Raw genomic sequence first — 21,680 nt, forward strand, 5'->3', positions numbered from 1 at the left:
GCCAATTGGTTCTTTTCTTTGGAAGATGCACAGGAAAAGTTCGATATTTGGAGGGAGGACTATAATGGCTTTAGACCGCACAGCTCGTTGGGGGACATGTCCCCCAACGAGTTCATCGGAATTAATGAAAACAGCCCGGATTCTCTAGTTATGACCGGCACCTAAATATGGGAGGAGGTCACTTTAATGAAGTTTTAGAAAACTAAGCAGTTCTAATTGGGGGAAGCTTACAGAGAACATAGTTGAATAGTGTATGAAGAAAGATTATATCATGTGGACACGGGTCGTTACCGTTAGTCTTCTTTTTTTAAGCTGCGGAGTAACGCAGAGCAAATACCAAAAGGAGTATAATAGGGTCTGGAAAGAGATGATTCAGTCCCAGGCATGGAAAGATTCTTTCAAAGATTCTTCAGGGAATGAAAATGCCGTGCTTTACGCGAGTACCGAGGATAATATTATAGCCCCCGAAGAAACAGAGGTCGCTAATAATGAAGCCTTGTTTGAAAAGCGTTACCAGTCCCTTGTCTCTAGAGCATATTTTAAGATTATTACCGAAGCAGAAAAAGCGGATGCACGCATCGCCGCCCAATATAAGTTGGTCACAGAAAACGTTGCCGAAAAAGAATCATTGAGTAAGTCATTCAAAATTAAAAAGGAGGCTATTTCAAAAAGGTTTAAAGCCCACAGGGCCATGCTAGAAGGTCTAAAGTCATGGAACATTTTCAGTGAGAACAGAACAGGAGACCTTTCTTATTTTAAGGCAGAGAACAGGTCGGATATTAAAAGATTGATGACCAATGGTGAGGACAGCGAAAAAATGGTTAATTTCTTGGTCTATAAACTGGCAGACCTCTATCACGTTGAAGAATAAAATACCACTTCTAGAACTAAAACAACAAGCTTTTAATCATTGTCATAGTTTTGTTAAGGGTCGCTTAGAGAGGTTGCAGCATCAGATGAAGGAAATTGAGACAGCGCTTACTTCCGAGACAAAGAGTAGTGCCGGGGACAAGCACGAGACTGGCCGGGCCATGTTGCAGTTAGAGCGTGAGAAGTTGGGAACACAGCTGGTCGAGGCAGAACAAATGCACGGAACATTACAAAAAGTGGCTACCACTACAGAACATAATCGTGCGGGTTTGGGCGCTGTTGTTGTCACGGATAAACAGTCGTACTACATTGCTATTTCTGCCGGAGCGCTCACGTACAAAGAGGTATCACTATTTTGTATTTCTCCAGGCACTCCCATTGGTAAGCTACTGTTGGGCAAACAAACGGGAGACACGATTCAGTTCAATCAAAGTACATCCACGATACTCAATATCAGGTAACTACTATTTTATTTTAATATTTTTTTGGTCTAAAAAGCGATGGACATTTCCTATATTGAATGGTATTAATCAATATAACAGATAATCATGACAACACAAGATGTAGCCAACAAATTAGTTCGTCTGTGCCGTGAAGGCAAATATGACGAGGCGTATGATATGTATGCAGATGATGCCGTAAGCATTGAAATGCATAATTGGTCCATGGGTGAGCAAGTGACAAAAGGCAAGGCTAATATTTCTGAAGGATTTAAACAATGGTCCGATAATATTTAGGAAATGCATGGAGGCGATGTTGGCGAACCAACAGTTGCTGCGAATCATTTTGTAGTGCCCATGAGTAGTGATGTTACCTTTAAGCAGGGCGGTCGCGTAAAAATGGATGAACTATGTGTTTACGAGGTGGCCAATGGTAAAATACAACGCGCTCAGTTTTTCTACGATACGGAGAACATGTAAAAAGGTGCGTAATTAATCTAATTTTGGTTTGGAGCGGTTAACTTTTTTAAGTGCCGCTCTCTTTTTTGCCTGTAGTCGCTTTTCAATAGCACCTTTGGAGGGTTTGGTACGCTTTCTCTCTTTAGGCACTAGCAATGCTCTTTTTAAAAGTTCAAAAAAGCGTTTAATAACTAAATCCTTGTTTTTGTGTTGGCTACGAGATTCGTCGCACTGTAGCGTAAGTACGTTCTCTTTAGAAAGTTTTGATTTGAGTTTAAAAAAAAGACGATTCTTCTCCGCTTCCGATAGCCCTTTAGAATGGGCAATATCAAAAACCAATTCAACTTTAGAAGAGATTTTATTGGCATGCTGGCCGCCAGGGCCACTACTGCGAATAGCCTTAAATTGAAGTTCTTGTAAGATGCTACTATTGTCCAATACGGTTTGTCTTGTAGCAAAAGTAGGAAATCACTAGGCGACCTTACCTGTGATGATGTCTATTATCCTATCTATTTTATAAAAACAGGAAGAAGTAACAATACAAATACGATAAGGGTAAGTGCCAAATGTAAACGTTTCATAACTAATGATTTTAAAATTTCAAATGGTATAACGTACTAGACCTAAAAATAGTTTGTGGGAAATCACTTATTTCGACGAAAGCTCGATTATTTTTGCTCAATGTCATATAAAATATTAATAATCATAAAATTACAGAACAGAAGGTTGTTGTATACGTTGATTGATTGTTTCAATGGAAACATTAAGAAATACCTTTTTTTCGGCAGGTAAATCGCTTTCAGCATTAAAAAAAACGTTCTCACCATTATCCATTAGGCCTTGTACCAGATAATAGTTGCCCATTGGATAGGATGTAATTACCGTTGTCGGAATACCTGAGACTTCTGAAACGCGGAACTCGTGCGCATAGACAATTATTTTTCTCTTGGTATTTCCATAGGATTTAAGCACGTCTATAGCAATGCTCGTAGCTTCTCCAAAAAGGGACGCGATATAAAGGTCTTTAGGATTTTTATACAGCTCCATTGGTTTTCCTTTGGCAATTATGGTCTTGTCGCGCAAAACGAAAACACGATCGGTAAAAGGAAGAACATCATTAAAATCGTGGGTGGCAACGATACAGGTAATTCCGTTTTCTTTTAAATACCTAAAAATATTCCTTCTTAAACTGTTTTTCAAAAAATTGTCTATATGTCCAAAGGGCTCGTCTAGCAGCAGTATATCAGGCTTCTGTGCCAGTACCCTCGCCAAGGCCACCCTTTGTTGTTGTCCGCCACTTAATGTATTTACCTTTTTATGTGCAAATTCAGTGAGTTCTATCATTTCCAGAAGTTCCACCGTGCGCGCTTTTAGTTCTTTGGGGTAGAATACAGAGAGGTATTGGCTAATATTTTCAGCAACCGTGGTAAAGGGCATCAAATCAAAGTCCTGTGATAGGTATTTCATGAAGGACGCTCCGGGAACCAAATGAAAGGCCGGACCAAGGACTGGTTTGTCTTCCCAAAAGACAGCTCCCTGCTCTAAATCCATTAGACCATAAATAATTTTCAATAAGGTGCTTTTCCCGCAGCCGCTTTCACCGATAATGGCAACATGTTCCCTACGTTGTATTCTAAGATGGATATCCTCCAGAACGGGCAATTCATCATAGGTGTAAGAGACGTTTTCTATTCGCAGCATGGGGATATACTCTGTATTGGTTTTAAACGGAAAAATCCATTACTATTACGAACGGATTTTCTTGTAATTTATTGATGTATTCCTATTAATCCTTAAATTCCTTTAATACCGCCTGATTGGGGAGTTCGCTATAGCCCATATTATAAAGTGTAAATCCAAATATATCGGCGTACTGTTCTATGGTTTTACTCACAGGTGTTCCCGCACCATGACCGGCATTGGTCTCTATACGGATAAGGGTTGGGGCCTCCCCGGCCTGTTTTTCTTGTAGTTCCGCAGCAAATTTGAAACTATGGGCAGGGACCACACGATCGTCATGATCTCCTGTGGTGACCAAGGTCGCAGGGTAAGACACACCTTCCTTTACATTGTGTACCGGCGAATATCCTTTGAGGTAGTTGAACATTTCCTCGGTCTCCTCTGCAGTACCATAATCATAGGCCCATCCAGCGCCTGCTGTGAAGGTATGATAGCGAAGCATATCCATAACCCCAACGGCCGGTAAGGCAACTTGCATCAAGTCTGGTCTTTGCGTCATTGTGGCACCTACTAAAAGTCCACCGTTGGAACCTCCTCTAATAGCTAAATATTCGCTAGAAGTATAGTTCTTTTCGATAAGGTATTCCGCAGCAGCTATAAAATCATCGAACACGTTCTGCTTTTTGGTTTTAATGCCCGCGTCATGCCATTTTTTACCGTATTCTCCACCACCTCTAAGATTGGGGACGGCATAGACACCACCTTGCTCCATCCAAACCGCATTTACAATACTGAACGAAGGTGTTAGACTTATATTAAAACCACCATAACCATATAGGATGGTAGGATTTTTACCATTCAACACCAATCCTTTTTTATGCGTAATGATCATGGGTACTTTAGTCCCATCCTTTGAGTTATAAAAGACCTGTGTAGATTCATAATCGGCGGGATTAAAATCTATTTCGGGCTTCCAATATTGTTCGTATTCACCAGTTTCTACATTGTATTTATAGGACGAACCTGGTGTATTGTAATTAGTGAAGGAGAAATAAAATTCATTGTCTTCTTTTTTGCCTCCAAAACCACTGGCGCTACCGACCCCTGGAAGCTGTACTTCTCTAATTAATTTTCCATCATAGTCGTACTGGAGCACTTTTGAAATGGCATCGACCATATATTCTGCGAAGAAATAACCGCCGCCCGTATTAGGGCTTAGTACGTTTTCTGTTTCGGGAATAAAATCTACCCAATTCTCGTGACTTGGATTTGCGGCGTCCACGGTCACAATTTTTTGATTAGGAGCATTTCTGTTGGTGACTACATACAGTTTAGGACCTACATTATCTATGATGTAATTGTCGGAATCGGTGTCCTCTACCATTGGAATTAAAAGTCCATTAGGATCTTCCAAATCCTGTATAAAAAGTTTGTTTCCCGATGTTGAAACGGAAGCGGATATAATGAGAAATCTATCATCCTCGGTAACACTGGCACCAACATAGCGGTGCTTTTCCAAAGGCTTGCCTCCGTAAACAAGTTCATCATCTTTCTGTGAAGTTCCCAGTTTATGATAATATACTTTGTGCTGGTCCGTTTTGGCAGATAATTCGCTTCCTTTTGGCTTATCATAACTGGAATAATAAAAACCATCCTTGCCACGCCAAGAAATTCCGCTGAACTTAATATCAACCAACGTGTCTTCGACAATTTCCCTAGTTTCCGTGTCTATTACGATAGCCTTACGCCAATCACTACCACCTTCGGAAATAAGATAGGTGGCGAGAGAGCCGTCTTTTGTAAAACGTAACCCTGCCAAAGAGGTAGTACCATCTTCGGAAAATGTATTAGGATTCAGGAATATTTCTGGTTCCTCGTCACCTTTTTGTCTGTAGACTACGTATTGGTTTTGTAGACCGTCGTTCTTGTAGAAATACGTATAATCTCCTTCTTTGAAGGGAGAACCCAATTTTTCATAATTCCATAATTTAGACAATCGGTCTTTTAAATCATCTCTGAACGGAATATTATCTAGGTAACCAAAGGTTGTGCTGTTCTGTTCCTTTACCCAAGCCTCGGTCTCCGCACTGCGGTCATCTTCAAGCCAGCGATAGGGGTCCTGAACATCGGTTCCGAAATACGTATCTATGGTATCAACTTTTTTAGTAGTGGGGTAGTTCACAGCGATGGGTTCTCTTTTAGCTTCGTTAGAACAGGCGGCAAGCAATGCGGCTGTCAAAAAACAGGTGATTAAATTTTTCATCTCTTTTAGAAATTAGTCGCATTAAAAATAGCATAAAAAAACCTTCAGGACAGGGATGTTCTGAAGGTTTTAACACTGTTTTACAAATTGTAATCATACCAATTCATGCGCTACCAAATACTCTGCTATTTGCACAGCGTTCGTAGCAGCTCCCTTTCTAAGATTGTCCGCAACGATCCACATATTTAGCGTGTTGCGTTGTGTCTCGTCCCTACGGATACGACCCACAAAAACCTCGTCCTTATCGTGGGCATATATGGGCATGGGGTAGGTATTGGTATCCGGATTATCCTGAACCGTAACGCCAGGGGTTTCGTTCAACAATTGACGAACGTCGTTGAGTTGAAAATCATTCAAGAATTCTATATTAACGGATTCAGAGTGACCGCCAGAAGTAGGAATACGTACTGCGGTGGCAGAGATGGAAAAGCTTCTATCATCCAATATTTTTTGAGGTTCCCGTGCCAGTTTCATTTCCTCTTTGGTATACCCGTTTTTCATAAACACATCGCAATGGGGTAGCGCGTTGCGACCAATGGGATAAGGATAGGCCATTTCTCCCTGAACACCAGCTATCTCGTTCTCTAATTGTTGTACCGCTTTTACGCCGGTTCCCGAAACGGACTGGTAGGTAGAAATTACCACGCGCTTCATTTTATACTTCTCGTGAAGCGGTGCCAATGCCATGACCAATTGTATGGTAGAACAGTTGGGGTTGGCAATAATCTTGTCCGTTTTGGTGAGTTCAGCAGCATTTATTTCAGGTACTACCAGTTTTTTAGTGGGGTCCATACGCCATGCAGAGGAGTTATCGATGACCGTGGTACCAGCTTCTGCAAATTTTGGAGCCCATACTAGAGAAGTATCGCCACCGGCAGAAAAAATTGCGATATTGGGTCTAGCGGCTACCGCATCCGACAAACCGATAATGATATATTCTTTATCCTTATAAGTTAATTTTTTGCCCACAGAACGTTCCGAAGCAACCAATAATAACTCCGTTATCGGAAAATTTCGTTCCGCCAATACTTTCAACATTACCTCGCCCACCATTCCTGTGGCGCCTACTACTGCTACTTTCATCTGAACTTATTAAATTAAAGGGCAAAAATAGGTATTCATGGGAGTTGTACAAGTGAAATAAAATAGAATAATTAAAATATAACAAGAAGTTATATTTAAAACAAATTCAATGGAACGAAGGCTCGACCAGATAGATCAAATAACATTTATGGCACGTACTTTCCATGGGTTAGGGGTCAAAAAAGAACCGTCATCATCGTTTGCGAAACGATAATGACGGTTTAAAGTTAGCTACAGTGCAGCGGCTTGCCCCGAAAACATTTCAGGATATACCTATTTACTTTTTAAGAGCGTCTCTGATCTCCATGAGCAGTTCTTCTTGAGTTGGTCCCGCTGGTTCAGCTGGTGCCTCCTCAACCGGAGTTTTTGTTTTGTTGTAAGCTTTTACAATCATGAACAATACAAAACCTACAATGATTAGATTAATAATCGCATTGACCCATTTGCCATACATAATTGCATTTTCTGGTTTTGAAACGGTACCATCAGCAGCAACGATTGCCTCGTCTAATACAACTTTCATATCAGCAAAATCAACGCCTCCTGCAAAGTGACCGATAATGGGCATCATGATATTGGATACGAAACCGCTAACGACCAAGCCTACCGCCCCTGCAAGTATAACGGCAACGGCCAAATCAATGACATTTCCTGTCATTATGAAATTTTTGAATTCTTTTAACATGATTTAGTGTTTTAAAAATGGTTATTCTTAAGTGGGTGCAATGTATGAAAAAAAACGGATTCTTAAAAAAACGTTAATTCTTTGTAGTTAGTCCAATACTACTCGCTTCACACGCGGAGATATAGCTGTTAACAGCTCGTAAGAGATAGTATTTGCTTTTTCCGCAAAGTTTTGCGCGGATAATTGAGGTCCAAAGACTATGACTTCATCACCTTCCTTACAATCGATATCCGTAATATCTATCATAATCATATCCATACAAACATTACCTACGATAAAGGCTTTTTTACCTTTTACTAGAACATATGTTTTTCCGTTCCCGTATTGGCGGCCAATACCATCTGCATGTCCCAAGGGTAGTGTGGCTATGGTCCTGTATTCTTTTGATGTATAGGCTCTATTGTATCCAACACTTTCATTTGGCTCTATTCTATGAATTTGTGAAATGACCGTCTTAAGTGTTGCTACCGGTTTTAATTCCGAGTCTATTTTTAATTCGTTTCCATAACCGTAAAGGCCAATACCGCTCCGAACCATTTCAAATTGTGCCTCGGTATAATTAATAATGCCAGAGGTATTCAATAGATGCCGAAAAGGCTCATACCCTAGTTTATTATTGAGTTCTAGAGCAATACTCTTAAAATTTTCAATCTGTTTAATTGTAAATGACTTCTCGTTCAGATCTTCTGATGCTGCTAGATGCGAAAAAACGGATACCACGCTTACTTCTGCACGCCTATGGAGTTGTTGTACAATAAAATCCACATCATTTTCCCAAAAACCCAACCGGTTTAACCCCGTATTGAATTTTAGATGTACCGGGTAATCTTTCTGGTTTTCCTCTTTGGCGATTTCTAAGAATTCTTTTAAGACTTTTGGCGAATAAATACTTGGTTCCAAGCAACGCGCTATAACTGTTTTAAAGTTAATAGGTTGAGGATGCAGCACCAATATGGGTTTGGTTATACCAGCATCGCGCAAGGTTACGCCTTCATTTACATAAGCTACGGCAAAATAATCAACCTCTAAATCTTGTAGTTTCAGCGCAATTCTTTCAACGGCACTACCATAACCAAAAGCCTTTACTACGGCCAAGAATTTAGTTTCCCGCATTAATCTGGAACGTAAATAGACGTAGTTATGAGCTAAAGCATTTAGGTCTATTTCTAGAACGGTCTCTCCGTAATTAGACATTGGAATCTTTTTTAGAAGCTTTCACCTCTTCTGAGGCTACGTTCATATCCTTTACCTTTTCCTTAAGCATAGCTTTATAGAACGCCCCCCTACTCAAGGGCTCGTACTCTTCTGTTTCGCCGAGCATTACTAATTTGTTGTTATTGGACTTTCTAAAGCTGTAGTTAGCTAAATTTCCTGTTCTGGTACAAATAGCATGTACTTTGGTCACATATTCTGCAGTTGCCATCAGCGCGGGCATGGGGCCAAAAGGGTTTCCTTTAAAATCCATATCCAGCCCGGCGACAATCACGCGGATGCCTTTATTCGCCAAATCGTTACAGACTGTGACAATCTCATCGTCAAAGAATTGGGCTTCGTCTATTCCAATGACATCACAGGTATCGGCCAGTATTCGAATATTGGCTGCGGCAGGAACCGGTGTAGAACGTATTTCGTTAGCATCGTGGGACACCACCATCTCATCATCATATCGGGTGTCTACCATGGGTTTAAAAATCTCTACGTTGAGTTTGGCGAACTTTGCCCGTTTTAAACGCCTAATCAATTCCTCGGTCTTACCAGAAAACATGGATCCGGCGATAACTTCTATCCAACCGAACTGTTCCTTATGGTTAACCGTATTTTCGAGAAACATTTTGTAATTTTAGAGACTAAATTAGAAAATTACCGTTGAATTTTCCACCGTTTATTTTGATGCGGAACAAGGCAGAAATTCAAAGGACCGTATAGTTGTCGTTCTAAATTTAAACGAAGTTATGTGCAAAAAGAGACATAAAAAAACAAACAGTGAATTTTTAAAAAGTCTCTTGAACTAAAATAAGCTGTTTTTTCGTTCTAGATTATGGAATGCTAAAGTTATTTGAAAAAGGGGGTATAATTATTCGGGAATAGACTAATTTGTATGCTGCAAAGTTCCCCTGAATACGATATCATAAAAAAAGATAAAAGTGGTTACTGATACTAACCGCCAGTAGCAGATAAAAAGTGTTAGATGAAAAGAAAGTTAAAACAGGAATTGGTAAAAATGTCAACGGACATTATCACCTCTCGGGATATAAACGAAATCACGGAACTCTATGAGGCGGCCAAAAAATTATACGAAAAAATAGCCGTACTCAAATTTATTGAGGAAGAGCTTAACGATATACAGGTTGATGTTTCCAAAAGTGTTATTGCGGAAAAATTTGAACAAATAGCCGGCGCCGTTCTCAATGCCAACGCCTCAGTACCGGAAAATAATCCACATGAAGAAGATATCATGACTCCCGGGATGGATACGATTAAGGATATGGTTTCAGAAATGCCAAGTTCGGATAACTTGGAGGAAGTGCTTAGTGAGTTCATGGGAAAGCCAGATTTAATCAAGAACGATAAAGAGTTGTTTATGCCTTCTAAGGAAACTCTTGAAGCTACCCAAGAAACGCCTAAGTCCTTGAACGACCGACTTGGAAATAAAGATTTAAAAGTTGACCTTAACAACAGATTAGCTTTCGTGAAACATCTTTTTAATGATAGGACGGAAGATTACAATAGGGTGTTATCTCAGTTAAATACAATTGATACAGAAGAGCGTTCTGTTGCGTTCATAAAGAATATGGTAAAACCGGACTATAATAATTGGGAAGGAAAAGAAGAGTACGAATTACGTTTTATGGAATTGATAGAACGAAGATTCGCTTAATACGTAGTCAAGATTTAGAATAGAGCCCGACAAAATTGTTGGGTTTTTTTGTTTCACCAATGCAAAAGACAACAATCAATACAAAGTATATGAAAACAACAAAAATCCTGTACTATTCGGCTACTGCGGTCCTAACGGCTATTATGTGCTTCTCGGTGTTCAATTATTTCTTCAATCATGAAATGATCGTGGGATTTTTTGAGAACATGGGGTACCCTACCTATCTGATTTATCCATTGGCTATCGCTAAAATATTGGGTTTAATCGCTATCTGGGGTAATTTTTCCAAATGGCTTAAAGAATGGGCCTATGCAGGATTTTTTTATAATGTGGTCTTAGCTTTTTTTGCCCATTATATGGTGAGTGATGGTCAGCACATGTTTGCGGTCATCGCTTTTTGCGCAGTTATAATTTCATATTTTACAGGAAAGCAAGTAAGGCCTTAACTTTGTGCTATGGGAAAATTATACTTAGTTCCAACGCCTATTGGTAATCTTGAGGATATGACCCTTAGGGCCATTCGTATTTTAAAAGAAGTAGACCTCATACTTGCTGAAGATACCCGGACCAGCGGAAAGCTATTACAACATTTTGAGATTGGCACCCCAATGCATAGTCATCATATGCACAATGAACATAGAAGTATAGCTAATCTTATTACTAAATTAAAAGGAGGAGCCAACTTGGCGCTTATTTCCGACGCGGGAACACCTGCGATTTCCGACCCAGGTTTTTTATTGACCCGAGCTTGTTTGGAAAATGACATTGCCGTAGAATGTTTGCCAGGAGCAACCGCTTTTGTACCCGCCCTGGTCAATAGTGGGCTGCCAAACGACAAATTTGTTTTTGAAGGATTCTTGCCCGTAAAAAAGGGAAGGCAAACCCGGTTGAAGCTGTTGGCGGAAGAAACGAGAACCGTTATTTTTTACGAATCACCTCATAAGTTGGTGAAAACCTTGACCAATTTTGTGGAGTATTTTGGAGCGGACAGACCTATTTCCGTCTCTAGAGAGCTCACTAAATTATACGAAGAGACGGTTCGGGGAACGGCTGAAGAAGTATTAAAGCACTACACTGAAAAACCACCGAAAGGAGAAATCGTTATTGTTGTCGGGGGCAAGAAATAGTTTCTTACATTGAACCCATGTTAGCACCTTGGATTATCTCTACATTTACGGTCATAGCCGTTTATTATCTAGACCGATGGGAGAACAAGCATGTTAAATCCTTGTTTGATTGGGTGCCTGCAATTCTTTTGGCCTATATTATTCCTGCTATCGTCTCGTATATTTTGAATGCCGACTATTCTCTGGAAAGTATCCATAATTTTAGTAAAGACTATTTCATTCCCTTGGCCATTATTGCGGTCATGAGTAGTTTGTCCCTAGGTCAGCTAAAGGCAATTGGTCTAAAACCTATAGTAGTATTTGCCTCCGGTTCATTATTTATTGCCGTGTTTCCCGTGCTGTTAATGTGGGCGTTTTCCGATACGGAACTTATTTCAAAAACCATGGTGTTGGAAGACTATTGGATGGGAATACCCCCTATTGTTGGTAGTTGGATTGGTGGTAGCACCAGTCAATTGGTTTTAAAGGAACTTGTAGAATGCCCTGAGAATATTTTCCTTACGGTTTTGGTAATGGATAATATTCTGGTGAACGTTTGGACCATTCTCATGTTTCAAAGTATCAAGAAAAGTGACCAACTCAATTCATGGTTCAAGATATCCGACATCGCCATTCCTGAAAATATTCGTGCAGAAAAAGGCGCAAAATTGAATCCGTGGTTAAGCACCTGCATACTTCTTGGATTTGTAATATTGTCCAATTTTTTGCTGGAAAGTTTTGTAGTCAAAGTAGTATTGCTTTCGTTCGTAGGTTTGGCACTAAGTAATTTTATATCGCGATGGAATTTTAAATTCGCTTTAAGAGCAGGAGGTATTTTAATTATTATAGTGATGGCCGTTTTGGGATTAAAACTGCAGTTGGCCACTTTGGGCTTTAATGTTCCGTTTCTTGGTTTCTTAACCGTTTGGCTTGTTGGTCATTTTATATTTATGTTACTAATTGCCAAATTACTGAACGTGAATATGGCCTGGGTACCCATTGCCAGTATGGCCAATGTGGGAGGTATTGCAACGGCCCCGGCAGTAACGGCCGCCTATAATATTAAATGGATGCCACATGCTATTGTACTGGCTATCTTAAGTATGGCTACTGGCACATTTTGGGGTATGTTAACGATTTGGTTATTAAGGAATTTTGTGACTTCTTAGAAAAGGTAAATGAAAGAATTACTCTCAGAAATTAGAGCTTGCGAAGTCTGCAAGGAACACTTACCCTTAGGACCCCGACCAATTATTTCTGGAAGCAAAACATCAAAAATCATATTGGTGAGCCAAGCCCCAGGAAGAAAGGCACATGACCATAATAAGGCTTGGGACGATCCTAGCGGAAGAAAATTACGGGAATGGTTGGGCGTTACAGCAGAACAATTTTATAATCCAGATAACTTTGCGGTGCTACCAATGGGTTTTTGTTTTCCAGGTAAGGCCAAAACAGGAGATTTACCTCCGAGAAAGGAATGTGCTCCGCTTTGGCACAATTTGGTTTGGGAGCAATTCAAAAATGTACAGTTAATACTTTTGATCGGGAAGTATGCTCAGGGCGAATATTTAAAGGAAACCGCTAAAAGAAATTTGACCGAAAACGTACGGTCCTTTCAAGAGTTTCTACCTAAATATTTTCTGCTGCCCCACCCTTCCCCTGTGAACCGTTTTTGGATACGTAAAAACCCCTGGTTTGAAGATGAGGTTGTGGAAGAATTAAGGAAATTGATAGGTGAAATTCTAAGTGAAGTGAAGTAAACGGTTTGACAACCCTAGCAGTACTGTGATAATCTTCTTTTTAGAAGTGTAGGGCTAAAGAGCTAAATTAATTTAAGAATCCCCATTAGCCTTTCAGGAAAGAAAAGTAGCAATATAATAAAGGGTATTACGATAGGGAAGATTACCCAAAAAACCCATAAACATATTGATTTGTAAAGACACTTACCTGTCTAATTTGGTAGTATGTTAATATCAAAGTTCATTTTAAGAGGTATCCTATGCAGGTTCCAATAAATCCGTATAAATACTGCCTTAGACTATTTGAAATTGTCTTATCCATTAATAACAGTGCTAAAACGCAAATGATGATTAAAGCGAATGCTATTAACTCTTTATAATTTTGTGTTACAAGTTCTTTCATTTTTTAAAATTTTCCATTGTTTGAATTTTTCAAATCATAGATAAAATCTATGACAAAGATAATAATAATTGTCAAATGCTATTTTTAATAGGTTTGCTATAGATTTTAATTATAAAACACTAGAGACACTTTTCTGTTTGTTTTATATTCTTGTTCTCAGGTCTATATCATATACATTCAAAATTAGTGAGTCAATTCTAATCCATTAGGGGAATAATTTCCAGTATGGCATTTTAAAAGAAAAACCCCGCCAATCGGCAGGGTTTTATTTTTTTATCTAAAAAATCCAGTTATCTAATAACGAGAACCATCATGTTTCCCTTTCTCCCAACCGTGTTTGCCTAAATATTGGTTGGCACTATCCACGGCACCTTCTTCAATATCCGTTCCTTGAGAATCGTTCCAACGGTTAAGGTAACCAAAGAGCGATATTACCCCGAGCATTTCTACAATTTCACCTTCGTCCCAATGTGTATAGAGTCGGGCTTTAATCTCCGCATCAACGGCGTTGGGTACTTGCGATGCCTGTAAAGAAAAATCCAGAGCGGCACGTTCCGCTTCGGAAAAAGCGGGGTGAGTACGGTACTCCCAAATATTATCCAGTTGCTCCTGTTCTGCACCATAACGCTCAGCAGCACGTATGGCATGCGCCTGACAATAGCGGCAACCCGTAGCATTACTGCTTACCCAGGCGATCATCCGTTTTAAGGCCGAAGTTACACGACCTTCATTGGCCATTACTGCCATATTAAGGTTTATAAATGCCTTGGAGATGGCCGGTCTATGTTGCATTGTAAGGATAGAATTTGGGCAGAAACCAAGCGTTTCGTTAAAAAATTTGGCCAATTCTGCAGTTTCGGGGCTGTGACTAGGGTCAAGCGGTTTTACTAAGGGCATATAAAGATTTTATTATACGAAAACCTCTTGTTCCGTTGCGCAGCATCGAGAAGTTTTCTAGTTAGATAATTGTATTATTGTAATCTACAAGAAACAAAAAATTATGGGTACAACAAATCATATCAGCACCAAATGGTTAGGAAATATGGCTTTTGAGAGCAATAATCCTTCCGGACATCATGTAAAGATAGATATCGCCACAGAAGATGGTGGGGATAGTAGTGGGCTGCGACCAAAAGCACTTATGCTTTCTTCTTTAGCGGGTTGTTCAGGATTGGATATTGCAGGACTCATCAAGAAAATGAAGCTAGAGGTCGATGAATTTCATATCGAAACCATTGCGAACCTTACCGATGAGCATCCGAAGTATTATGATAAAGTAGAAATCGAGTACCATTTTCATGGAAGTAACCTAAAAGAGGACAAATTACAACGTGCAGTAGATTTATCCGTAGAGAAATATTGTGGGGTCATGGAAATGTTCAGACGGTTCGCCGAGTTGGAGATTAAAACGGTGTTTCATAACAAGTAAAAAAGTTCAAGCGCAAGTATCAAGTTCAAATTCAAAATATGACGGATAAAAAATTTGATTTAGAAGATAGACTTGTTGATTTTGCGGGAGCTATTGTTATATTTTGTAAAGATTTGCCTTCTGATATGACGGGGCAGTATTATGGAAATCAATTATTAAGGTCTGGTGGTAGTTCTGCCTTAAATTTTGGTGAGGCTCAAGGAACGAATACTAAAAGAGATTACATTAATAAAGCAAGCATTTGTCTTAAAGAACTAAAAGAATCAAGAGTAAACCTGAAAATCTTACATAAAGTTGAATACGGTATTACTAGTAAAAGGGATAACTTACTTGATGAAGTAGAACAACTTATTCGAATTATTGCAACAATAATTAAAAATAAAAAATAAAGTGTTGAGTCGGCTTTTGCATAAATGGACTTGCACTTGATACTTGAACTTGCACTTACAGAATGCGCTGGACCATTAAACCAAAACCAGATTCCGAAGCTATTGACCAATTGGCCAAAGAGCTGCGTGTGGATACCTTGGTAGCGCAGCTACTGTTACAAAGAGGAATTAGCACCTACGAGAAAGCCAAAAACTTTTTTAGACCTCAATTAGAAGATTTACATGACCCGTTCTTGATGAAGGACATGGATGTCGCAGTGGAAAGAATAGCCATCGCCATTGCCAATAACGAGAACATTTTGGTTTTTGGGGATTATGATGTAGATGGAACAACGGCTGTTGCTTTGGTGTCTTCCTATTTGTTAAGTTACTATCCCAATGTGGCAACGTATATTCCCGACCGTTATGATGAGGGCTATGGTGTTTCCTATAAGGGTATCGATTTTGCCGAGGATAATGGTTTCTCACTTATTATAGCCTTGGATTGTGGTGTAAAGGCCATTGAAAAGGTGGCTTATGCAAAAGAAAAGGAAATTGATTTTATTATTTGTGATCACCACAGGCCTGGTAAAAATTTACCGGATGCGGTGGCCATTTTGGACCCGAAAAGAGAAGATTGCAGCTATCCGTATGACGAATTATGCGGTTGTGGCGTGGGTTTTAAATTAATTGAGGCTTTGGGTTCGCGTAGGGGAGAAACCATTTACGACATTACCCAATATCTTGATCTAGTGGCAACTGCAATAGGGGCGGATATCGTACCAATAACTGGGGAAAATAGAATTTTGGCCTATTACGGTCTAAAGGTCATCAACGAACAACCTCGTATAGGTTTTAAGGCCATTATAGACCAAATAAACAAGGCCACGCTAACCATTACAGATGTGGTCTTCATCATTGCTCCAAGAATTAATGCGGCCGGAAGAATGAAACATGGCCAACATGCCGTTAATCTGCTCGTAGAAACCGATTTGAACAAAGCTTCGAAGTTTGCTGCCGAGATTGAAAAATTTAATACGGATAGGAGAGGGTTGGACCAAGAAATTACCCAAGAAGCATTGGTCCAAATTCAAAGAAACGAGGAGCAAGAGGGATTCACTTCCGTAGTGTATAAAGATACTTGGCATAAGGGTGTAATCGGAATAGTGGCATCGCGCTTAACGGAAACGTATTACAGGCCTACCTTGGTATTTACCAAAAGTGGTGATAAATTGGCCGCATCTGCACGTTCCGTTAAAGGCTTTGATGTTTATAATGCTTTGGAAGGCTGTTCGGATTATATAGAACAGTTTGGAGGGCATAAATATGCAGCAGGCCTAACTTTGGCAGCGAACCAATATCAAAATTTTAAACATCAATTTGAGAAAGTGGTGAAAGAGACTATTGACCCGCAGTTACTGACTCCGGAAATCTCGGTAGACGCCGTAATAACATTAAAGGACATTACCCCAAAATTATTACGTATTCTTAACCAGTTCGCCCCTTTTGGACCGGGGAATATGAGTCCGGTTTTTATGGCGGAAAATTTGGTGGATACAGGTTACGCAAAGGGCGTAGGACAAGATGAAGCGCATTTAAAACTTTCGGTTACCCAGCACGGTAGTCATAAAATTGGGGGTATAGGCTTTAATCTTGGCGATAAGCTAAACCTGGTAACTAGCAGAAAACCTTTCAGCGCGGTATTCTCAATTGATGAGAATGAATGGCAGGGAAATGTGAGCCTTCAATTAAAGCTAAGGGATATTAAATGAAGATAGAACACTTGGCCATTTGGGTAACGGATTTGGAGAAGACACGTAGTTTCTACGAACGATATTTCGGGGCCACTGCGGGAGATAGATACCACAACCCTACAAAGAACTTCTCTTCGTATTTCATAAGTTTTAAAGAGGGTGCTAGATTAGAATTGATGCAGAAACCGGAAATACCTGGGCTTGCTAATCCTGCCCAGGAACATCTAGGAATAAGTCACTTTGCAATTGCTGTAGGTTCTAAGGAAAAAGTAGATTCTTTGACTGAAAAATTGAGAACGGATGGTTATAAAGTAGCCGGAGAACCTAGAACAACGGGAGATGGTTATTATGAAAGCGTTGTCCTGGACCCAGAGCAAAATAGAATTGAAATTACGATCTAGCAGATGAGCAAAGAAATAGACCCGTATGCCGCTTTACGTTTCAAGGAATTCAATATATTTTTAGGAGTTCGTTTTGCAATGGTTTTTGCTTGGTCTATGCAGTTTATTGTTATAGAATGGCAAGTGTATTCCATGACCAAAGACCCCTTGTCATTGGGTATCATAGGGTTAATGGAGGTTATCCCTGCGGTGAGTATGGCCTTGTTTGCAGGTCATATCGTAGACCAAAAGGAAAAACGAAATCTTTTGATCAAATGCATTCTTGGTTTTTCTGTAGTTAGTTTTGGTCTTTTTATGCTGAGTTTACCAAGCATGGAATCTGAAATGGAGGCAAAGAACATTTTGTACGGCATCTATTTTTTGGTATTAATAGGTGGTTTGGTCAGGGCTTTTTTAGGTCCCACGATTTTTTCCTTGATCGCTTTAATAGTTCCCAAAAGAATTTACCCAAATGCCGCAACGTGGAGTAGTTCTACATGGCAATTTGCCTCTGTACTGGGTCCGGCATTAGCCGGGTTTTCTATAAGCCTCATAGGGGTACATTGGTCCATGTGTGTCATCTTTGGATTTTCTATTCTGGCCTTATTACTTCTATTAAAGATTCCTAAAAAACCCATATTGAATCCAAAAATAGGAGAACCGGTTTTCCAAAGTTTAAAGGAGGGCTTACAGTTTGTCTTTAGAACAAAAGCAGTCTTTGGAGCCCTTACCTTGGATATGATTGCCGTTCTTTTTGGTGGTGCGGTGGCATTATTACCCGTTTTTGCCCAAGATATCCTTCAAGTGGGTTCAGAAGGATTCGGTATTTTAAGGGCGGCACCGGCAGTTGGGGCATCTATTACCATGTTAGGTTCCACTAGATTTCCACTACATCGAAATGCGGGTAAAAAACTACTCTGGGCAGTAGCTGGTTTTGGAGTATGTATTATTGTTTTTGGCTTATCCCCGTATTTTTGGGTATCTGTTATTGCACTGTTCCTAAGCGGAGCGGTAGATGGGGTGTCCATGATTATACGCCAGACCATACTTCAACTAAAAACACCGGACAATATGCGTGGTAGGGTAGCTTCAGTAAATTCTATGTTCGTTGGTTCTTCCAATGAATTGGGAGCTTTTGAAAGTGGAGTAACCGCAAAACTTATGGGAACGGTAACGGCCGTAGTATTCGGAGGCGCCATGACACTTTTAACCGTAGGGGTCACCGCTTTCGTATCTCCATCCTTTAGAAGATTGGATTTGCAGAAAGATATTGACGAGCACGAGAAGGAAATTTAATCATACGAATCAAAAAAGCCCCTCTTGGGAGAAGGGCTATTTTGTAATGTAGGTAAATTAAGATTTGGGTCATTAAGATCGGTTTCTGTAGGTACTGTGAAGATTTGGGGTCAACACTAAAACTTAATAACACTGTAAAGATATATGCATCCTAGCTACTTTCTAAATTATTGTTGTGAAACCTTCAAAATATGTTGTAAGAAAAAGATTACAAATGGTTTAGACGATGAACTACTCGGTTTCACGCTCATATGCTCTAAGCGATAAGCTATCACCATCAAATACAGCATAGGTATAGTAATTGATCCAATCTCCTAAGTTGGTGTACTTGGACTTTTCGTTTAAATCGATTTCTAAAGGAAGATGTCGGTGTCCAAAAATGAAGTGGTCGTAATGTTGTGTTTCCAATTTTCTTTTGGCGTATTGTACTAACCATTCTTTATCTGCTCCAAGGAACTTGGCGTCATCGTCTCCAGAAATAAGTTTGTTCTTAACAGAGAAGTATTGGGCAAGTTTAACACCTAAATCCGGATGTAACCATCTAAAGAACCATTTTGCAACCGGATTGGTAAATACTTTTTTCATCCGTTTATATCCTTTGTCATGCGGTCCAAGGCCATCTCCATGGCCTATAAAGAAGGAAGTCCCGTTAATGGTGTACTGCTGTGGCCTATGAAAAACGGGAATATTCAATTCTTCTTCAAAATAACCGTTCATCCAAAGATCGTGATTACCCACAAAATAAAAGATAGGAATACCTGCATCTGAGATTTCGGCCAATTTCCCTAGTGTCCGGGTAAAACCTTTAGGGACTACGGTTTTATATTCCATCCAGAAATCAAACAGATCACCAAGTAAAAAGATGGCACCCGCATCTGCCTTTATCTCATCTAACCAAGCGACAAATTTTTTTTCTCTGGGATAGCTTTGCTCCATCGTCGGTGCTCCCAAGTGGTTATCACTGGCAAAATACACTTTCTTTCCTCCGGTTAGCTCTAAAGTTGTCATACGAGTTTACAAATATAACGGAATAGTCTTTTGTGCTATTAAAAGCGTCAACTTTCATTTCTAAAGAGCAAAACAAATGATGAGTTGAGCAATATATTAAGAATGCCAAACGGTAGGCATATAGTTACCGCATTAAAATTAGATATATGAACAACGATATTAAGATAATTGAGAACAAGATTAAAGCGATAATCGAGAAAAACGAAGATTCCGTAAAGGGCTTTGAAAAGGCTTCTGAAAATGCGAAGGAAATAGGAATCAAAGCTTATTTTGAAAAGCGAGCGGACCAACGAAGGCTGTTCGTAAAAACACTGCACAATGCCGTCCCAGAACTTAAAACCCAAAATGCCGACGATGGTACTACAAAAGGAAGTATTCATAGGGCCTGGATGGACGTAAAAGCTTTTTTCTCCGGAGACAACGATGAAGCCATGTTGGAGGAAGCCGTAAGAGGAGACAAATCTGCCATTTCAGAATACAATGAAATATTGGCAGAAACTATGATACCTCATAGGGTGAAGGAAATTATTAGAGAACAAAGGGATGCCATACAAAACGATTTGGAAACCTCTAAAATCCTAGAGGAGATAGCATAGGCCTCATATGTTCATTATATGATGAAATTAAAAAATCGGAGCTTTTGTGGCTCCGATTTTTTTGTTCTAACACGTAAAGTGATTATCTACGAAAAGCTACATTTATCATGTTCCGGCGACTGTGTCCAAATATAATATGAGCTTTCCTTTTAATACATCGTAGGTTTGCCCCGAGTCATTTACTGGTTATCGCTGGCAAACCACTCCGCAAAAGAGGTTTCGGTCTCCTGTAATTTTAAAGAAAATAACTTTATGTTTTCTGGTAGGCGAGCCGTTATTTTGGCTGCAAAATCTATGACCATATTTTCACTGGTGGGCTGGTAATCCGCTAAAATAACATTATGTCCCCTATCAGTCAGTTCCTTGGCCAATTCAACGTGAGGCGTGTTTTTATTAAAGACCGTAGCGTGATCAAACTTATTTACAATTTCCTCTTTGACTATTTTCTTTAAATCACCAAAATCTATGACCATCCCTAATTTCACATGGGCGGTATCCGTAATAGGAGTGCCTATTACCGTTACAGAAAGCTTATAACTATGGCCATGTACATTTCTACATTTACCGTCGTAGCCATATAGGGCATGACCCGTTTCAAAATTGAATTGTTTGGTGATTCTAATAGTTGACATTACGATACAATTAGCTGGCAAAGGTAGGAATTCTTAGGTAAGGGTCCGTGTTTAAATAATAATGCTTAGCTACTGCTGTATAATAAATAAGAGCCGCCAATAATTAAAAAAGGAGTCGCGACCATTAATAGGATAACAGACCATCGATACAATCCTCAGAAAGAGACGGTCCTTGCTTTCTTTGGATTGGTTCTATCATATATAAGTTGTACTTTTTTTCCTATCTCATAAGCAGGAGGGCTAGAACTTATACCACTTTTAAACGTTTGTTTGTTCTGTGACCTATCAGTGAACTCAAAAACAGGTGTATACATGGTGCTACCATCGCTCTGATGCGTAGAGAACTCTGTAACCAGAGCTGTAGTTTTTGTTCCCTTTTCCAGTAGATTTCGAGTTTTCTGAAATTGGTTAAATGCACCATAAGCTAGGAATGCTCCTATAAGAAAGAGAAAAGTATAAAAGATGACCCACAGCATAGTTTTGTTCTTGGACATCTTTTTTAGCGCTTGAACTTGCGGCGGGTCCTTGCTCTATTTACAAAATAGATAACCACAACGAACAAAGCCAAAATTGGAAAGACAAGGTCGCCGTTTAAAAAATTGAAAAACTCC

The 21,680-nt window shown here is 39.6% G+C and carries 25 protein-coding genes and 1 pseudogene; 15 read left to right on the forward strand and 11 right to left on the reverse strand.

Annotated features, from left to right (window positions below):
* The 4 genes and pseudogenes from BFP77_RS09440 to BFP77_RS17465 all read left to right on the forward strand — a co-directional run.
* The coding region (locus BFP77_RS09440; RefSeq protein ID WP_143751890.1) for an integrase core domain-containing protein at nucleotides 1–165 on the forward strand (165 nt) is incomplete at its 5' end.
* An 88-nt stretch (nucleotides 166–253) separates the two neighbouring features.
* Nucleotides 254–871: a hypothetical protein gene (locus BFP77_RS09445; RefSeq protein WP_099573790.1), complete on the forward strand. Its 618-nt coding sequence runs from the start codon at nucleotides 254–256 to the stop codon at nucleotides 869–871.
* The gene (locus BFP77_RS09450) at nucleotides 861–1,331 is read left to right on the forward strand and encodes a GreA/GreB family elongation factor (RefSeq protein ID WP_257212925.1); all 471 of its coding nucleotides are present in this window, start codon (nucleotides 861–863) and stop codon (nucleotides 1,329–1,331) included. The genes BFP77_RS09445 and BFP77_RS09450 overlap by 11 nt, the downstream gene beginning before the upstream one ends.
* Before the next feature lie 87 nt (nucleotides 1,332–1,418).
* Nucleotides 1,419–1,790 (forward strand): annotated as a pseudogene (locus BFP77_RS17465) (SnoaL-like domain-containing protein).
* Nucleotides 1,791–1,802: 12 nt separating this feature from the next.
* Here BFP77_RS17465 and arfB read toward each other — a convergent pair.
* The 7 genes from arfB to BFP77_RS09490 form a co-directional block, all read right to left on the reverse strand.
* Entirely contained in the window at nucleotides 1,803–2,207 is a 405-nt protein-coding gene (gene arfB, locus BFP77_RS09460) for an alternative ribosome rescue aminoacyl-tRNA hydrolase ArfB (RefSeq protein ID WP_099573791.1), read from the reverse strand.
* Nucleotides 2,208–2,480: 273 nt separating this feature from the next.
* Nucleotides 2,481–3,470 carry an ABC transporter ATP-binding protein gene (locus BFP77_RS09465; protein WP_099573792.1) on the reverse strand — a complete coding sequence of 330 codons (990 nt, stop codon included), beginning with the start codon at nucleotides 3,468–3,470 and terminating at the stop codon, nucleotides 2,481–2,483.
* A gap of 85 nt (nucleotides 3,471–3,555) precedes the next feature.
* Complete coding sequence (locus BFP77_RS09470; protein WP_099573793.1) at nucleotides 3,556–5,712, reverse strand: prolyl oligopeptidase family serine peptidase; 2,157 nt, start codon at nucleotides 5,710–5,712, stop codon at nucleotides 3,556–3,558.
* A 93-nt stretch (nucleotides 5,713–5,805) separates the two neighbouring features.
* The gene (locus tag BFP77_RS09475) at nucleotides 5,806–6,795 is read right to left on the reverse strand and encodes an aspartate-semialdehyde dehydrogenase (protein ID WP_099573794.1); all 990 of its coding nucleotides are present in this window, start codon (nucleotides 6,793–6,795) and stop codon (nucleotides 5,806–5,808) included.
* Nucleotides 6,796–7,072: 277 nt separating this feature from the next.
* Nucleotides 7,073–7,480: a large conductance mechanosensitive channel protein MscL gene (gene mscL, locus BFP77_RS09480; RefSeq protein WP_099573795.1), complete on the reverse strand. Its 408-nt coding sequence runs from the start codon at nucleotides 7,478–7,480 to the stop codon at nucleotides 7,073–7,075.
* 87 nt (nucleotides 7,481–7,567) lie between these two features.
* The gene (alr, locus tag BFP77_RS09485; protein ID WP_099573796.1) at nucleotides 7,568–8,674 is read right to left on the reverse strand and encodes an alanine racemase; all 1,107 of its coding nucleotides are present in this window, start codon (nucleotides 8,672–8,674) and stop codon (nucleotides 7,568–7,570) included.
* Nucleotides 8,667–9,311, reverse strand: coding sequence for a thymidine kinase (locus BFP77_RS09490; protein WP_099573797.1), 645 nt, complete (start codon nucleotides 9,309–9,311; stop codon nucleotides 8,667–8,669). Before BFP77_RS09490 ends, alr begins: the two co-directional genes overlap by 8 nt.
* Before the next feature lie 357 nt (nucleotides 9,312–9,668).
* Between BFP77_RS09490 and BFP77_RS09495 the strand changes: the two genes are divergently transcribed.
* From BFP77_RS09495 to BFP77_RS09515, 5 genes are all read left to right on the forward strand, one after another.
* The gene (locus BFP77_RS09495) at nucleotides 9,669–10,358 is read left to right on the forward strand and encodes a hypothetical protein (RefSeq protein WP_099573798.1); all 690 of its coding nucleotides are present in this window, start codon (nucleotides 9,669–9,671) and stop codon (nucleotides 10,356–10,358) included.
* A gap of 89 nt (nucleotides 10,359–10,447) precedes the next feature.
* Nucleotides 10,448–10,804 carry a DoxX family protein gene (locus BFP77_RS09500; protein ID WP_099573837.1) on the forward strand — a complete coding sequence of 119 codons (357 nt, stop codon included), beginning with the start codon at nucleotides 10,448–10,450 and terminating at the stop codon, nucleotides 10,802–10,804.
* Nucleotides 10,805–10,813: 9 nt separating this feature from the next.
* Nucleotides 10,814–11,485, forward strand: a complete 672-nt coding sequence (rsmI, locus tag BFP77_RS09505) for a 16S rRNA (cytidine(1402)-2'-O)-methyltransferase (RefSeq protein WP_099573799.1) — start codon at nucleotides 10,814–10,816, stop codon at nucleotides 11,483–11,485.
* A gap of 17 nt (nucleotides 11,486–11,502) precedes the next feature.
* Nucleotides 11,503–12,633, forward strand: coding sequence for a DUF819 family protein (locus BFP77_RS09510; RefSeq protein ID WP_099573800.1), 1,131 nt, complete (start codon nucleotides 11,503–11,505; stop codon nucleotides 12,631–12,633).
* A 9-nt stretch (nucleotides 12,634–12,642) separates the two neighbouring features.
* A complete protein-coding gene (locus BFP77_RS09515) occupies nucleotides 12,643–13,224 on the forward strand; it encodes a uracil-DNA glycosylase family protein (protein WP_099573801.1) in 582 nt (193 codons plus the stop codon).
* A 676-nt stretch (nucleotides 13,225–13,900) separates the two neighbouring features.
* Here BFP77_RS09515 and BFP77_RS09520 read toward each other — a convergent pair.
* The gene (locus BFP77_RS09520) at nucleotides 13,901–14,503 is read right to left on the reverse strand and encodes a carboxymuconolactone decarboxylase family protein (protein ID WP_099573802.1); all 603 of its coding nucleotides are present in this window, start codon (nucleotides 14,501–14,503) and stop codon (nucleotides 13,901–13,903) included.
* Between the two features lie 103 nt (nucleotides 14,504–14,606).
* Here BFP77_RS09520 and BFP77_RS09525 point away from each other — a divergent pair, with 103 nt between their 5' ends.
* The 5 genes from BFP77_RS09525 (at nucleotide 14,607) to BFP77_RS09545 (ending at nucleotide 18,833) form a co-directional block, all read left to right on the forward strand.
* Nucleotides 14,607–15,035: an OsmC family protein gene (locus BFP77_RS09525; RefSeq protein WP_099573803.1), complete on the forward strand. Its 429-nt coding sequence runs from the start codon at nucleotides 14,607–14,609 to the stop codon at nucleotides 15,033–15,035.
* Nucleotides 15,036–15,073: 38 nt separating this feature from the next.
* Nucleotides 15,074–15,424 (forward strand): four helix bundle protein, encoded by a 351-nt coding sequence (locus BFP77_RS09530; protein WP_099573804.1) that lies wholly within the window; start codon nucleotides 15,074–15,076, stop codon nucleotides 15,422–15,424.
* A gap of 62 nt (nucleotides 15,425–15,486) precedes the next feature.
* Nucleotides 15,487–17,175, forward strand: coding sequence for a single-stranded-DNA-specific exonuclease RecJ (gene recJ / locus BFP77_RS09535; protein ID WP_099573805.1), 1,689 nt, complete (start codon nucleotides 15,487–15,489; stop codon nucleotides 17,173–17,175).
* Entirely contained in the window at nucleotides 17,172–17,558 is a 387-nt protein-coding gene (locus tag BFP77_RS09540; protein ID WP_099573806.1) for a VOC family protein, read from the forward strand. Before recJ ends, BFP77_RS09540 begins: the two co-directional genes overlap by 4 nt.
* Nucleotides 17,559–17,561: 3 nt before the next feature.
* Nucleotides 17,562–18,833 carry an MFS transporter gene (locus tag BFP77_RS09545; protein ID WP_099573807.1) on the forward strand — a complete coding sequence of 424 codons (1,272 nt, stop codon included), beginning with the start codon at nucleotides 17,562–17,564 and terminating at the stop codon, nucleotides 18,831–18,833.
* A 231-nt stretch (nucleotides 18,834–19,064) separates the two neighbouring features.
* On the opposite strand, the gene BFP77_RS09550 is transcribed toward BFP77_RS09545, so the two are convergent.
* On the reverse strand, nucleotides 19,065–19,841 hold the full coding sequence (locus BFP77_RS09550; protein WP_099573808.1) for a UDP-2,3-diacylglucosamine diphosphatase: 777 nt from the start codon (nucleotides 19,839–19,841) through the stop codon (nucleotides 19,065–19,067).
* Nucleotides 19,842–19,987: 146 nt separating this feature from the next.
* Here BFP77_RS09550 and BFP77_RS09555 point away from each other — a divergent pair, with 146 nt between their 5' ends.
* Nucleotides 19,988–20,437, forward strand: coding sequence for a ferritin-like domain-containing protein (locus BFP77_RS09555; protein ID WP_099573809.1), 450 nt, complete (start codon nucleotides 19,988–19,990; stop codon nucleotides 20,435–20,437).
* Nucleotides 20,438–20,616: 179 nt separating this feature from the next.
* Here BFP77_RS09555 and BFP77_RS09560 read toward each other — a convergent pair whose 3' ends face one another.
* Both BFP77_RS09560 and BFP77_RS09565 read right to left on the reverse strand, forming a co-directional pair.
* Nucleotides 20,617–21,069 carry a 6-pyruvoyl trahydropterin synthase family protein gene (locus BFP77_RS09560; protein WP_099573810.1) on the reverse strand — a complete coding sequence of 151 codons (453 nt, stop codon included), beginning with the start codon at nucleotides 21,067–21,069 and terminating at the stop codon, nucleotides 20,617–20,619.
* A 155-nt stretch (nucleotides 21,070–21,224) separates the two neighbouring features.
* On the reverse strand, nucleotides 21,225–21,563 hold the full coding sequence (locus tag BFP77_RS09565; RefSeq protein ID WP_099573811.1) for a DUF3592 domain-containing protein: 339 nt from the start codon (nucleotides 21,561–21,563) through the stop codon (nucleotides 21,225–21,227).
* Nucleotides 21,564–21,680 lie beyond the last annotated feature (117 nt).

It is taken from the genome of Maribacter sp. 4U21, from assembly GCF_002742365.1.
Classification (GTDB): Bacteria; Bacteroidota; Bacteroidia; order Flavobacteriales; family Flavobacteriaceae; genus Maribacter.

Bases quoted from the DNA above. Each gene is read 5' to 3' on its own strand.
- BFP77_RS09520 (WP_099573802.1), bottom strand. From the start codon at position 14,503: ATGCCCTTAGTAAAACCGCTTGACCCTAGTCACAGCCCCGAAACTGCA.
- BFP77_RS09465 (WP_099573792.1), bottom strand. From the start codon at position 3,470: ATGCTGCGAATAGAAAACGTCTCTTACACCTATGATGAATTGCCCGTT.
- BFP77_RS09530 (WP_099573804.1), top strand. From the start codon at position 15,074: ATGACGGATAAAAAATTTGATTTAGAAGATAGACTTGTTGATTTTGCG.
- BFP77_RS09540 (WP_099573806.1), top strand. From the start codon at position 17,172: ATGAAGATAGAACACTTGGCCATTTGGGTAACGGATTTGGAGAAGACA.
- mscL (WP_099573795.1), bottom strand. From the start codon at position 7,480: ATGTTAAAAGAATTCAAAAATTTCATAATGACAGGAAATGTCATTGAT.
- rsmI (WP_099573799.1), top strand. From the start codon at position 10,814: ATGGGAAAATTATACTTAGTTCCAACGCCTATTGGTAATCTTGAGGAT.
- alr (WP_099573796.1), bottom strand. From the start codon at position 8,674: ATGTCTAATTACGGAGAGACCGTTCTAGAAATAGACCTAAATGCTTTA.
- BFP77_RS09515 (WP_099573801.1), top strand. From the start codon at position 12,643: ATGAAAGAATTACTCTCAGAAATTAGAGCTTGCGAAGTCTGCAAGGAA.
- BFP77_RS09490 (WP_099573797.1), bottom strand. From the start codon at position 9,311: ATGTTTCTCGAAAATACGGTTAACCATAAGGAACAGTTCGGTTGGATA.
- BFP77_RS09495 (WP_099573798.1), top strand. From the start codon at position 9,669: ATGAAAAGAAAGTTAAAACAGGAATTGGTAAAAATGTCAACGGACATT.
- BFP77_RS09525 (WP_099573803.1), top strand. From the start codon at position 14,607: ATGGGTACAACAAATCATATCAGCACCAAATGGTTAGGAAATATGGCT.
- BFP77_RS09550 (WP_099573808.1), bottom strand. From the start codon at position 19,841: ATGACAACTTTAGAGCTAACCGGAGGAAAGAAAGTGTATTTTGCCAGT.
- BFP77_RS09500 (WP_099573837.1), top strand. From the start codon at position 10,448: ATGAAAACAACAAAAATCCTGTACTATTCGGCTACTGCGGTCCTAACG.
- BFP77_RS09510 (WP_099573800.1), top strand. From the start codon at position 11,503: ATGTTAGCACCTTGGATTATCTCTACATTTACGGTCATAGCCGTTTAT.
- BFP77_RS09470 (WP_099573793.1), bottom strand. From the start codon at position 5,712: ATGAAAAATTTAATCACCTGTTTTTTGACAGCCGCATTGCTTGCCGCC.
- BFP77_RS09565 (WP_099573811.1), bottom strand. From the start codon at position 21,563: ATGTCCAAGAACAAAACTATGCTGTGGGTCATCTTTTATACTTTTCTC.
- BFP77_RS09445 (WP_099573790.1), top strand. From the start codon at position 254: ATGAAGAAAGATTATATCATGTGGACACGGGTCGTTACCGTTAGTCTT.
- BFP77_RS09560 (WP_099573810.1), bottom strand. From the start codon at position 21,069: ATGTCAACTATTAGAATCACCAAACAATTCAATTTTGAAACGGGTCAT.
- BFP77_RS09545 (WP_099573807.1), top strand. From the start codon at position 17,562: ATGAGCAAAGAAATAGACCCGTATGCCGCTTTACGTTTCAAGGAATTC.
- BFP77_RS09475 (WP_099573794.1), bottom strand. From the start codon at position 6,795: ATGAAAGTAGCAGTAGTAGGCGCCACAGGAATGGTGGGCGAGGTAATG.
- BFP77_RS09555 (WP_099573809.1), top strand. From the start codon at position 19,988: ATGAACAACGATATTAAGATAATTGAGAACAAGATTAAAGCGATAATC.
- recJ (WP_099573805.1), top strand. From the start codon at position 15,487: ATGCGCTGGACCATTAAACCAAAACCAGATTCCGAAGCTATTGACCAA.